The sequence below is a fragment of the Micrococcus sp. ACRRV genome (assembly GCF_022346985.1).
Taxonomy (GTDB): domain Bacteria; phylum Actinomycetota; class Actinomycetes; order Actinomycetales; family Micrococcaceae; genus Micrococcus; species Micrococcus porci.
Genome location: NZ_JAKRNH010000001.1, coordinates 70,637 through 82,925, shown reverse-complemented (window position 1 = coordinate 82,925; position 12,289 = coordinate 70,637). Strand labels below are relative to the sequence as shown.

Annotated in this window: 12 protein-coding genes; 10 read left to right on the top strand and 2 right to left on the bottom strand. The window is 74.9% G+C overall.

All coding sequences use genetic code 11. The features are described 5' to 3' along the window. The 3 genes from MHY29_RS00365 to dop form a co-directional block, all read left to right on the top strand. A partial coding sequence (locus MHY29_RS00365; RefSeq protein WP_370643402.1) for a tRNA (adenine-N1)-methyltransferase occupies nucleotides 1-1,086 on the top strand: 1,086 nt, incomplete at its 5' end. Between the two features lie 25 nt (nucleotides 1,087-1,111). Next, on the top strand, nucleotides 1,112-2,875 hold the full coding sequence (arc, locus tag MHY29_RS00360; RefSeq protein ID WP_239237871.1) for a proteasome ATPase: 1,764 nt from the start codon (nucleotides 1,112-1,114) through the stop codon (nucleotides 2,873-2,875). Beyond that, on the top strand, nucleotides 2,872-4,605 hold the full coding sequence (gene dop, locus MHY29_RS00355; protein WP_239237870.1) for a depupylase/deamidase Dop: 1,734 nt from the start codon (nucleotides 2,872-2,874) through the stop codon (nucleotides 4,603-4,605). The genes arc and dop overlap by 4 nt, the downstream gene beginning before the upstream one ends. A gap of 11 nt (nucleotides 4,606-4,616) precedes the next feature. On the opposite strand, the gene MHY29_RS00350 is transcribed toward dop, so the two are convergent. Then, a complete protein-coding gene (locus MHY29_RS00350) occupies nucleotides 4,617-5,210 on the bottom strand; it encodes a cyclodeaminase/cyclohydrolase family protein (RefSeq protein WP_224354867.1) in 594 nt (197 codons plus the stop codon). Between the two features lie 52 nt (nucleotides 5,211-5,262). Beyond that, a complete protein-coding gene (locus tag MHY29_RS00345; RefSeq protein WP_224354866.1) occupies nucleotides 5,263-5,730 on the bottom strand; it encodes a pyrimidine dimer DNA glycosylase/endonuclease V in 468 nt (155 codons plus the stop codon). Between the two features lie 94 nt (nucleotides 5,731-5,824). On the opposite strand from MHY29_RS00345, the gene MHY29_RS00340 reads away from it, so the two are divergent. From MHY29_RS00340 to tatC, 7 genes are read left to right on the top strand one after another with little or no spacing between them, the layout of a single operon-like run. After that, nucleotides 5,825-6,013: a ubiquitin-like protein Pup gene (locus MHY29_RS00340; RefSeq protein WP_224354865.1), complete on the top strand. Its 189-nt coding sequence runs from the start codon at nucleotides 5,825-5,827 to the stop codon at nucleotides 6,011-6,013. Further along, on the top strand, nucleotides 6,010-7,398 hold the full coding sequence (gene pafA / locus MHY29_RS00335; RefSeq protein ID WP_224354864.1) for a Pup--protein ligase: 1,389 nt from the start codon (nucleotides 6,010-6,012) through the stop codon (nucleotides 7,396-7,398). Before MHY29_RS00340 ends, pafA begins: the two co-directional genes overlap by 4 nt. 52 nt (nucleotides 7,399-7,450) lie before the next feature. Further along, nucleotides 7,451-8,563 (top strand): FKBP-type peptidyl-prolyl cis-trans isomerase, encoded by a 1,113-nt coding sequence (locus MHY29_RS00330; protein WP_224354863.1) that lies wholly within the window; start codon nucleotides 7,451-7,453, stop codon nucleotides 8,561-8,563. Between the two features lie 38 nt (nucleotides 8,564-8,601). Then, on the top strand, nucleotides 8,602-8,997 hold the full coding sequence (locus MHY29_RS00325; protein ID WP_224354862.1) for an FKBP-type peptidyl-prolyl cis-trans isomerase: 396 nt from the start codon (nucleotides 8,602-8,604) through the stop codon (nucleotides 8,995-8,997). A 16-nt stretch (nucleotides 8,998-9,013) separates the two neighbouring features. Continuing rightward, nucleotides 9,014-11,095, top strand: a complete 2,082-nt coding sequence (locus MHY29_RS00320) for a YafY family protein (protein WP_224354861.1) — start codon at nucleotides 9,014-9,016, stop codon at nucleotides 11,093-11,095. A 32-nt stretch (nucleotides 11,096-11,127) separates the two neighbouring features. Further along, a complete protein-coding gene (tatA, locus tag MHY29_RS00315; protein ID WP_224354860.1) occupies nucleotides 11,128-11,394 on the top strand; it encodes a Sec-independent protein translocase subunit TatA in 267 nt (88 codons plus the stop codon). Between the two features lie 7 nt (nucleotides 11,395-11,401). Then, nucleotides 11,402-12,265, top strand: a complete 864-nt coding sequence (gene tatC, locus MHY29_RS00310; RefSeq protein WP_224354859.1) for a twin-arginine translocase subunit TatC — start codon at nucleotides 11,402-11,404, stop codon at nucleotides 12,263-12,265. The last annotated feature ends 24 nt before the right edge of the window (nucleotides 12,266-12,289 follow it).

Sequence of the window (12,289 nt, the reverse complement as noted above, 5' to 3'; positions counted from 1 at the left end):
GCCCCGACGACCCCCGACACCGCCGCGCCGGCGGGCCGCCCCGCGGGCGTCACGGCTCGCCGCGGCCCCCTGCGCGCCGGCCAGCGCGTGCAGATCAAGGACGCCAAGGGCCGCCTCAACACGATCACGCTGCTGCCCGGCGGCGAGTTCCACAGCTACCAGGGCGTCCTGCGCCACGACGACCTCATCGGCGGGCCCGAGGGCATCGTCGTGCAGAACTCGTCGGGCCACGCCTACCAGGTCCTGCGCCCGCTGCTGAACGACTTCGTGCTCTCCATGCCCCGCGGCGCCACGGTGGTGTACCCCAAGGACGCCGGGCAGATCGTGCAGCAGGCGGACATCTTCCCGGGCGCCGTCGTGGTCGAGGCCGGCGTGGGCTCGGGCGCGCTGTCCATGTCCCTGCTGCGCGCGGTGGGCGACGCCGGCCGACTGCACTCCTACGAGCGCCGCGCGGAGTTCGCGGAGATCGCCCGCGGCAACGTCGAGTCCTTCTTCGGCGGCGTGCACCCGGCCTGGAGCATCCACCTCGGCGACGCCCAGGAGGAGATGCCCAAGGTCCACGAGCCGCACTCCGTGGACCGCGTCGTCCTGGACATGCTCGCTCCCTGGGAGTGCCTCGACGCCGTCGCCACCGTGCTCGCCCCCGGCGGTGTGTGGCTCAACTACGTGGCCACCGCCACCCAGCTCTCCCGCGTGGCCGAGGCCATCCGCGCGTCCGGGAAGTTCACCCAGATCGAGGCCACCGAGACCCTCGTGCGCGGCTGGCACCTGGACGGGCTGGCCGTCCGCCCGGACCATCGGATGGTGGCCCACACCGGCTTCCTGCTCACCGCCCGCCGGCTGGCGGCGGGGGAGGACGCGCTCGTCATGAAGAAGCGGCTGAAGGTCTCCGAGTTCACGACGGAGGACGTCGAGGCCTGGACGCCGTCGGACGGAGCGCGCTGGACGCCGCAGGCCCTGGGCGAGCGCACCGTCACGGACAAGAAGGCCCGCAAGGCCGCGAAGGAGGCCCGTCTGACCGCGCGTCGGGCGCGGGCCGCCCTGGAGGGCCGGGACCCGCGCACCGTGGGCCAGGACGAGGACTGAGCACGACGACCGAGGAGGACGGCACATGACCGAGGACGACACCCAGGACCGGGCGGGCGTGCTGCCCGCGGGCGACGACGCCCGCCGCCTCGCCGAGGCGCGCGAGCTGCTGCGGCAGTCCCAGGCGGAGGCCGAGCGGCTCCGCCACCAGCTCGCGTCGGCGCAGCGGCACGGCGCGCAGCTCTCGGAGCGGCGCCGCGCGGCGCAGGCGCAGCTCGACGTCGCGGCGCGCAACAACCGTCGCATGGTCGAGCTGCTGGAGGCCACCCGCACGGAGATGACCTCCCTCAAGGAGGCCCTCGACGACACGACCAAGGCCCCGTTCACCTTCGCGCGGCTCGAGGCCGTGCACGCCGCCCGTGCCCCCCGCGAGGGGGTGGAGACGGGCGCGGTGGTGCGCGCCGGGGCGGACGTGGTCCAGAACGGGCGGCGCCTGCGCGTGGCCGTCTCGCCGCTGCTGGATGCGGCGGCGCTCACGGCGGGCGCCGAGGTGCTGCTGGACGAGTCCAGCACCATCGTGGGCGAGGTCGAGCACTCCGTCTCCGGACAGCTGCTGCGCGTGAAGGAGTCCCTGCCCGACGGCTCGCTCGTCCTCGCCGGCGCCGCGGACGAGGAGCGTGTGGTGCGCCGGGCCCCGGCCCTGGCCGGCGAGGTCCTGCGCCACGGAGACGCGGTCACGGTGGACCCGCGGCTCGAGTGGGCGCTGGCGCGCGTGGAGCTGTCCGAGGTGGACGACGTCCTCCTCGAGGAGGTCCCGGACGTCACCTTCGACGACATCGGCGGCCTGGGTCCGCAGATCGAGCGGATCCGCGAGGCCGTGGAGGTGCCGTTCCTCCACCCCGACCTCTACCGCGAGCACGGGCTCCGCGCGCCGAAGGGCATCATGCTCTACGGCCCGCCCGGCACGGGCAAGACGATGCTGGCCAAGGCCGTGGCCAACGCCCTCTCCGCGCGCTCCGCCGAGGGCGGGCGCTCGTTCTTCCTCAACATCAAGGGTCCCGAGCTGCTGAACAAGTACGTCGGCGAGACGGAGCGGCAGATCCGCATCATCTTCCAGCGCGCCCGGGAGCACGCCGCCGCGGGCTCGCCCGTCGTCGTGTTCTTCGACGAGATGGAGTCCCTGTTCCGCACCCGCGGCTCCGGCGTGTCCTCCGACGTGGAGACGACGATCGTGCCGCAGCTGCTCGCCGAGATCGACGGCGTCGAATCCCTGGACAACGTGATCGTGATCGGCGCGTCGAACCGCGAGGACATGATCGACCCGGCCGTGCTGCGCGCCGGCCGCCTCGACGTGAAGATCCGCGTGGACCGGCCCGACGCGCGGGGCGCCGTGGACATCATGGCGCGCCATCTCGACGAGGAGGTCCCCCTGCACGTGGACGAGGTGAGGGACGCCGGCTCCGCCGAGCAGGCCCGCGAGGAGCTCATCGGCGCCGCCGTCACGGCGCTGTACGAGCGCTCCCCGCGCACCGCGCTGGCCGAGCTCACGGACATCACCGGGGCGACGAGCACGCTGCACCTGGCCGACCTGGTCTCCGGGGCCGTCGTGGCGGACGTGGTGGACCGGGCCAAGCGCGCCGCCGTGCGGGACCTGCTGGCCGCGGACCTCGACCCGGCCGCCCGCGGCCTGCGCACCCGCCACCTGCTGGACGCGGTGGACGCCGTCCTCGGGGACCAGGCGGACCTGCTCGGCACCGTGGCCCCGGGCGAGTGGGCGCGCACCTCCGGCTGGCGCGGACCGCGGCTGGCCGAGCTGCGCATGCTCTCCGGCGCCGGGGGCCGGCCGTGAGCGCCCCCGGGTCGATGCCGGGGGGCATCGGGGGAGCGCCGGAGGCGGTGGCCGGCACCCCGGCCTTCGCGGGTCAGCGCCGGCTGTTCCCCGCGGACCTCGTAGCCCCGCCGGGCGGCCGCGACGCCGCCGGCTGGGGCGTGCACCGCGTCATGGGCACCGAGTCCGAGTTCGGGATCCACGCCCCGGCCAACCCGGGGGCCCACCACAGCGTGCTGTCCGTCGAGCTGGTGAACTCCTACGCGGACCTGATCACGCACTCCGGCGGGGCCGTCGCCGGGACGGAGTGGGACTACGCGGGGGAGTCGCCCCTCGTGGACGCCCGCGGCTGGCGCATGCCGCGCTCGGCGGCCCACCCCTCGCAGCTGACGGACCAGGCGCTCGTCGGGCCGGACGGAGAGCCGGTGCACCTGCTGCTGTCCACGGTGCTGCCCAACGGCGCCCGCTGGTACGTGGACCACGCCCACCCGGAGTACTCGTCCCCCGAGGTGGCCTCGCCGCGGGAGGCCGTGGTGTGGGACGCCGCGGGGGACCGGGTCGCGCAGGCCGCGGCCGAGCACATCGCCGCCGCCGAGGGTGCCCCGGAGGTCCTGGTCTACAAGAACAACACGGACGGCAAGGGCCAGTCCTACGGCAGCCACGAGAACTACCTCGTCGCGCGCGCCCTGCCGTTCGACGAGCTCGCCGAGGTCCTGCTGCCGTTCTTCGCGGCCCGTCAGGTCCTGGTGGGCGCCGGCCGCGTGGGCGTGGGCCTGCGCGGGGAGCGCCCGGGATTCCAGCTCTCCCAGCGGGCGGACTTCTTCGAGGAGCAGGTGGGGCTGGAGACCACCATCCGGCGGCCGATCGTCAACACCCGCGATGAGCCCCATGCCCGCGGCGACGCCTACCGGCGCCTGCACGTGATCATCGGAGACGCGAACCTCAGCCAGCACGCCACCTGGCTGCGGATGGGCATGACGGCCCTGGTCCTCGCCCTGGCCGAGGCCGGCACGGCACCGCGCATCGTCCTGGACGACCCCGTGGCCGCGCTCCAGACGATCAGCCACGACCCGACCCTGCGGGCGGCCGTGCCGGGCCGCGAGCGCGGCGCCGACGGCGTGTGGACCCGGCGCGAGTGGACCGGCCTGCAGATCCTGGGCGCCTACCTGGACGCGGCGCGGGAGCACTGCGCGCGCTGCGGCGTGGACGACGCCGAGACCGCCGCCGTCCTGGACGCGTGGGGGACCGACCTGGCCGACGCCGCCGCGGACCCGCTCGCGCTGGCCGACCGCGCGGACTGGGCCGCGAAGCTGCGCGTCCTCGAGGGCCTACGCGCCCGCGGCGGGCTCGACTGGTCGGACCCGCGCCTGGCCATGGTCGACCTGCAGTACGCGGACCTGCGTCCGGCGAAGTCCCTGCATCGGCGGCTCGTGGCGGCCGGGGCGATGCGCGTACTGGTCGAGGACGCCGAAGTGGAGGCCGCCGTCGTCGCCCCGCCGCGGAGCACCCGCGCGTGGACGCGCGGGAACCTGGTGCGCCACCACGCCCGGCAGGTGTCGGGCGCCGCGTGGGACTCCGTCCTTGTCCGGTCCGCCGAGGAGGCCCCTCTGCACCGGCTGCGCCTCGAGGAGCCGCTGGTCGGCGCGGCCGAGGACCTGCCCGGCTGGTGGGACGACACCCCCGGCAGCGCGGCGCCCGCGCCGGAGCCGAACGAGCTGGTCACCCGGCTGGGGGAGCTGCTCCGGCGCTGAGGCGGGTCCTCTCAGCGGGCGATCCGCTCCCGCACCCGTGCCGCGAGCGCGTCGATGCGTGAGGTGAGCTCGTCGGCCCGGGCGATCTCGGCGCGCAGCTCGGCCCCCAGCTGCTCGTCGTGGAGCGGGGAGAGGTTCGTCAGCAGTGTCACGACGGCGGCGCCCGCCCCCGCCCGGGCGCATCCCAGGGCGGCGCCGACGTCGGAGAGCACGTGGGGGTTGGCGTCGTCGAGGACACGCTCGGCGAGGCCCACCGTCCGGTCGACGGCATCCACGATGGCGCGCGGCGGCCGGACGGCCTGGTCGAGCGCGGCCTGGACGGCCGCGGAGCGGCGGGCGCGGGCCGCGTCGCCGTCCTTCGGGAGGGTGTAGGCGTCGGCGACGGCCGCGAAGCCCTCCTCGTCCTCGTCGGAGATCGCCAGGCTGTCGCGGATCACGCGCTCGCACTCGACCGCGACCTCCTCGCGCCCAGAGAAGCGGGCGGCCATGGCGACCAGCCCCGCGCCCTGGGCGACGACGAGCGCCCCGGTGGCCCCGCCCCCGGGCGTGGGCTCCCCTGAGGCCAGGCGGGTCAGGTGGTCCTCGACGGTCTCGTGGCGGATCATGCGCCCATCCTGGCAGGTCAGGACGGCGGGGCAGAGGGCGGGGCGCCCCCGGTCAGGGGCGCTCCCAGGACGCGATCGGCCCGTCGACCACCTCGAACAGGGGGTGCACGTCCGGCGTCTGAACGTCGGCCCAGCGCTCCAGCCACCCGGGGCTGCGGGCCGCGAGCTTGGCGCGCAGGTGCCCCCACTCGTGGGCCACCTGGCCGGTCGTGACCTCGATCGGCGCGATGCGGAACGGCAGGACCAGCTCACCGGCGCCGTCCGCGGGCAGGAGGGGGCGGTCGATCTTCGAGACGTCGAAGCGGTAGCCGCGGGCGGACGCCTCGAGCGCGATCCCGGAGAGGAACGCCCCGATGGCCGCGGCCGGATCGCCATGGCCGCGGAAGCGCTCCAGCTGCGGGTGGTCGCGGTAGCCCTTCGTCCGGCGCGCGAGGACGGCCTGGGCGAGGAGCGCCTCACGCCACCCGCCGGTCAGGCCCTGGCGGTCGAGGTGGCGGGGGTGCAGGGTCCAGAGGCGCATCCCCCCATCGTGCCAGCCCGGCCCCGACGCCGCGCGCCGCGGACGGCGTAGGCTCGGAGCGGAGGACCACATCCGCGACCCGAAGGAGCCCGACATGGCCCAGGAGCAGATCCGACCCCGCCCCGCAGGCGGCCCGGAGGACGAGGGCGCCGCCGCCCAGGCGCAGGCGAAGGCCGCCCCGCAGGACACCGGCCTGGATGGCCTGCTGGACGAGATCGACTCCGTGCTGGAGTCCAACGCGGAGGAGTTCGTCAAGGGCTTCGTGCAGAAGGGCGGCCAGTGACCACGGACGCCCGCCGCATCTTCGGGCTGGAGACGGAGTACGGCGTCCAGCACTGGAACCCGCAGGCCCGCCCACTCAGCCCGGAGGAGGTGGTGCGCTACCTCTTCCGCCCCGTGCTCGAGTGGGGCCGCTCCTCCAACGTGTTCGTGCGCAACGGCTCCCGCCTCTACCTCGACGTCGGCTCGCACCCGGAGTACGCCACCGCGGAGTGCTCGACGCTGGACGAGCTGATCGCCTCCGACGCCGCCGGCGACCTCATGCTGCTGGACCTCATCGCCCGGGCCGAGGAGGCCATGGCGGCGGACGGCATCGGCGGCCGGATCTACCTGTACCGCAACAACGCGGACTCCTCGGGCAGCTCGTACGGCTCGCACGAGAACTACCTGCTGCGCCGCCGCACCGAGTACCGCCGCCTCACCGAGGCGCTCGTCCCGTTCCTGGTGTCGCGACAGATCCTCGTCGGCGCCGGGCGCGTGATCCCCGCCGGCGTCTGGCCGGAGGGGGAGGGGCGCGCGCACTTCGCGTTCTCCCAGCGGGCGGACTTCGTGCAGGAGGGCGTGTCGTCGTCGACCACCCGGTCCCGGCCCATCATCAACACCCGGGACGAACCGCACGCCGACGCGTCGGAGTACCGGCGGCTGCACGTGATCGTGGGGGACACGAACCTCTCCGAGGCCACCACGCTGCTGCGCTTCGGGGCCACCGACCTGATGCTCCGCATGATCGAGGCGGGCTACCCCCTCGGCGACCACCGCGTGGCCCACCCGACCCTCGCGATCCGGCAGATCTCCCACGACCTCACCGGCACCGTACGCGTGAACCTGCGCGAGGGCACGGCCTCCGCCCTCGACCTGCAGGACCACTACCTCTCCCGGGCCCGCGCGTTCGTGGCGTCCGAGGGGGCGCACCACGATCGGGTCGAGGACGTCCTGGACCTGTGGGGCACGGTGGTCGACGCCGTCCGATCCCAGGACTTCGGGCCGATCGAGGAGACGATCGACTGGGCGATCAAGCTGAAGCTGCTGCGGGGCTACCGCGATCGCTACGGGCTGGACTGGGACGCGCCGCGCCTGGCGCAGCTGGACCTGGCGTTCCACGACATCGCGCCGGGGCGCGGCCTGTTCCCCCTGCTGCGCGAGCGCGGCGGGGTCCGCCGAGTGCTCCCGGAGGGGGCCGCCCGGGCCGCGGTCGACGCCGCCCCGCCCAGCACGCGCGCCACGGTGCGTGCCGAGTTCATCGCCCGCGCCCGCGCGGCGGGGATGGACTACGCGGTGGACTGGACGACGCTCAAGCTGAACGACCACCCGATCCACGCGATCTCCACGAAGGACCCGTTCAGCACGGATGCGACGCCGGTGGACCGCCTGTTCGAGCGGGTGGGCTGAGCGGGCGCGTCGGCCGGGCGCACGTCCAGGGTGCGCCGCTAGGGTGGGGCGCATGAACCGTGCCCCGTCCTCCGCGGCCGCCCCGCGCCGCCGCCGTCCCCGCACCGCCCTGTCCCTGAGCCTGGCCGGGCTGCTGCTGGCCACCGCCTGCGGGGCGGGCGAGTCGTCGGACGGCTCGTCGTCCCCGGCGTCCGCCTCGTCCTCCGCCGCGGCGCAGGGATCCGAGGCCACGTCCTCCTCCGCCGCCCCCGTCGAATACGGGGATCCGGCCGCCCTCGACGGCCTGACGTTCACGGTGGGCGCCGACGGCACCCCCTCCGCGACGGTGGGGAAGGCCATCGAGTCGGACAAGGCCGTCGTGAAGACCCTGACGAAGGGCACCGGCGCCACGCCGAAGGCGGGCGACGTGCTGCGCCTATCGACGGCCCTGCTGGACCCGGCGACGGGCAAGGTCCTCAACGAGAACTTCACCACGCAGCCGGAGATGGTGGCCGTGGGCTCGGACCCGGCGTCCATGAACCCCTACGTGCACAAGGCCGTCTACGGCGCGCCCGTCGGCTCGGACGTGGCCGTCTACCTCCCGGCTCCGTCCTCCTCGGCCTCCGCGCCGTCGGGGACCGAGGCCGCCCCCGCCCAGCTCGCGGTCTTCCGGGTGCAGGGCGTCGCCGAGCAGCTCCCGCAGGCCGACGAGCGGCTTCCGAAGGTCTCGGTCGACCCCGCCACCGGACGGCCGAGCATCGAGAAGCCCACCGGCTCGGCGCCGGAGGAGCTCGTCGTCGAGCCGCTGATCCAGGGCGAGGGCCCCGAGGTGGAGGACACCGACACCGTCGCCGTCCAGTACCAGGGTGTGACGTGGTCGGACGGATCCACCTTCGACTCCTCCTACGAGCGCGGCACCCCGGCCACGTTCTCCCTCGACCAGGTCATCGCCGGCTGGAAGGAGGGACTGGCGGGCCAGAAGGTCGGCTCCCGCGTGCTCATCTCCGTGCCCTCGGAGAAGGCGTACGGCGCCGAGGGCACCCCCGACGGGAGCATCGGCAAGGACGAGGACCTGCTGTTCGTCGTCGACATCCTCGCGGCTCAGCCCGCCGCGGCGTCGTCCCCGGCCGCCCCGTCCGGCTCGACGGCCCCGTCCGGCTCGTCCTCGGCGAGCCCCTCGAACTGACCACCCGACCCACCCACCCCACACCAGAGGAGAACACCGTGTCCTTCGGACAGCGCGACTACGACCGCACCAAGCCCGAGATCGACTTCCCCGGCGACACCCCGCCCACCGAGCTCGTCGTCGAGGACCTGATCGAGGGCTCCGGACCCGCCGTGGAGCCGGGCTCCCGCGTGCAGGTGCACTACGTGGGCGTGGCCTGGTCCACCGGCGAGGAGTTCGACGCCTCGTGGAACCGCGGCACCCCGCTGCCCCTCACCGTGGGCATCGGCCAGGTCATCGCCGGCTGGGACCAGGGCCTGCTGGGCATGAAGGTCGGCGGACGTCGCCGCCTGGAGATCCCGCCGCACCTCGGCTACGGGGCGCGCGGGGCCGGCTCGGCCATCGGTCCGAACGAGACCCTCATCTTCGTCTGCGACCTCGTCTCGGTCGACTGACCGGCCCGCGTCCGTCGTGAGCGCACACGGGTCCACGGCCGAGCCGGCCGAGCGGATCATCTCCCTGCTGTGGCTCCTGCTCCACGAGCCGCTCGGCTACACCCGGGAGCAGATCCGCCGGCTCGTCGTCGGCTACGAGGGGCTCACGGACGGCGCGTTCGAGAAGCTCTTCCAGCGGGACCGCCGCGCCCTCCGGGCCGTGGGGGTCCCGCTGGAGACCGTCGGCGACCCCGACGACGAGGCCGGCCCGCGCCTCCGCGTCGACCGGGACGCCCTGCTCCTGCAGGACGTGGACTTCACGGTGGACGAGCGCCGCGCCCTCGTGCGCGCCCGGCGCCTCTGGGGGGATTCACCCCTGCGGGACGACGTCGTCCGCGCCGTCGGCGTCCTGTTCCACCCCGGCGAGGTCGGCGGCGACGACGCCCTCGAGGGCTTCCGCACCGTCATGCCGCGCACGGACCCACGCGTCGCCGCCCTCAGCGAGGCCGCCGCGGAGCAGTCCGTGGTGCGGTTCTCCTACCGCGACGCCGCCGGCGCCCTCACCGAGCGCACCGTGCGGGCCTGGCTCCTCACCCTGGTGCGCGGCCGCTGGTACCTGACCGGCTGGGACGCCGACCGTGCCGCGGAGCGCTCCTTCCGGCTCACCCGCATGGAGTCGGATCCCGTGGTCCTGGACGCCGGGGCGGCCAGCCCGGCGGGGGAGGCGCCCACCCTGCCCGCGGGCCACGACCACGCCGCGCTGCGCGCCCGCCTGGCCGGCCGCGCCGAGGCGGAGACGGTCCGCGTCTGGCTGGCCCCCGGCCGCGGCCAGGGGTTCCGCGTGGCAGGCCGCCCGGTTCCGGCCACGGCGGCGGACGGCCCCGCCCCCGGTCCGGACTGGGAGCTCTGGGAGTGCCCCTCCGGCCCGAGCGAGGACGGCGCCGTGGCCGAGGCGGCGGTGGCCGTGGGCCAGGTCCTCTTCTCCACGGTCGAGGCGGCCGCCGGGCGGGCCCTGGCCGCCGATCTGGCGGCCGCCGCGGCGGTCCACGCCGGGGACCCGGACCCCGCCTGGCGCGACGTCCCGCTGACGGCGCCCACCCGGCGGCGCTCCCGGGCCTCGAGCGAGGACCTGGTCGGCCGCCTGCTGGACATCGTGGGGCTCGCCAACCGCGCCGAGGGCATCGGCCGGGACGAGCTGCAGGAGCGCCTGGGCGTGACCGCCCGCGAGCTGGACGCCGACCTGGAGGTCCTGCGCTACTGCGGGATGCCCGAGCGGGAGTTCCCCGGGTTCCAGTTCGACGTGGAGGACGAGGGCGGACGGGTGCGCGTCCACCAGTCCTCCGAGCTGGCCGGCCCCGTCCGGTTGACCCTGCCCGAGGCCCACGCCCTGGTGGCCGCCCTGCAGACCGTGGCCGAGATGACCGTGCTGACCCCCGAGGACCGGGAGGCCGCGCGCTCGGCGCAGCGGCGCATCCGAGCCTCCCTCGCCGACGCCGGACAGTCGCACGCGGGCTCCGCGGACGCCGAAGCCCCCCGCGACGGGACGGGGAAGGAGCCCGGCGCCGTCGTCGCCCACTGGGACGTGGTGGCCGACCCGGACACGGTGCGCACCCTGCTGGACGCCGTCGCCGAGCGCGCCGTGGTGCACCTGCGCTACCACGGGGTGCGCTCCGACGCCGTCACGGAGCGGGACGTCGAGCCGCTGGCCGTCGTCCAGGACCGCACGCGCCTGTACCTGCAGGCCTGGTGCCGGCGGGCGGGCGGGCCGCGGGTGTTCCGCGTCGACCGGATCGGCGCGCTGCACCGCACGGGGGAGACCTTCCGGGCACGACGGGTCCCGGCGTGGGACCCGCGCCCTGCCGGTGACGGCGTCGAGGCCGTCGTCCGCTGGGCCCACGAGGTGCGGGACGCCGCCGACGCCTACGCCCCCGCCGCGGCCGCCACCCTGGACTCCGGAGACCGCCTCACCCGGGTTCTCCTCGCCGACGACGACGCTGCCGTGGGCCTGGCCGCGCGGCACGGCGGGCGGGTCGAGATCCTGGCCCCGGCCGCCCTGCGCGGGGCCGTGCGCGGGCGCCTCGAGGCCGCGGCCCGCCGGGCCGCGGGCGCGGTAGCCTAGGAACCAGTTCACCCGTCGAAAGGACTCCGCCCATGCGGTTCACCCCGACCCACCTGATCGTCCTGATCATCGTCGTGCTGCTGCTGTTCGCGGCCCCCAAGCTGCCGGCCCTGGCCCGCAACCTGGGGCAGTCCATGCGCATCTTCTCCTCCGAGGTCAAGCAGATGAAGGAGGAGAACACCACCAAGAAGGCGGAGGGCGCCGCCACGGCGGACGCCCCTTCCCAGGGCGCCGGCTCCACCGCCGCCGAGCCCGTCGAGGGCCGCGTGGTGGACCGCGACGTGCGCGACGACCGCTGAGCGACCGGTGACCTCGGTCGACGAGGAGGCCGCCGGCGCCCGAGGGCGCCGCAAGGGCCGCAAGCCGAAGAACCCGAACGGCGAGATGCCGCTGCGCGAGCACCTCAAGGAGCTCCGCGACCGGCTCATCAAGTCGGTCCTGGCCGTCGTGCTGGGCGCGGTGGCGGGTTTCGCGCTGTACAAGCCGGTCATGGAGGTGCTCACCCGCCCCATGGTGGAGGCGCGTGAGCGCGGGGTGAACGCCGCCCTGGCGTTCGACACCGTGAGCTCGCCGTTCGACATGATGCTCAAGGTCGCGCTGTTCATCGGCATCGTGGTGTCCAGCCCGGTCTGGCTCTACCAGGCCTGGGCGTTCGTGGTGCCAGGCCTGACGAAGAGCGAGAAGAAGTACGCCGTGGGATTCCTCGGCACCGCCATCCCGCTGTTCCTCGCGGGCCTGTACCTCGCGTGGCTCGTCCACCCTCAGGCGGTGCAGTTCTTCATCGGCTTCACCTTCGACGGCACCGCGGCCCTGCCGACGGCGTCCAACTTCCTCACCTTCTCCATCACCCTGTTCCTGGTGTTCGGGGTGTCCATGGTGCTCCCCGTGTTCCTGGTGGGCCTCAACCTGCTCGGCGTGCTCCCGGCGACGACGATCCTGAAGCACTGGCGGATCGTCGTGTTCCTCGTGGCGCTGATCGCCGCCATGGCCGCCCCCGGCTCCGACGTCATCTCGATGTTCTACCTGGCCGGGCCGCTGCTGCTGCTGTTCGGCATCTCAATCCTCGTCTGCTGGCTGAACGACCGCCGTCGGGCCCGGAGGAGCCGTGACACGGCCGAGGACCTGGAGGCGGAGATCGCGGCAGGACCGCGCTCGCTCGACGAGCTCTGACGTCGCGCGCCTCCCCACGCAGGC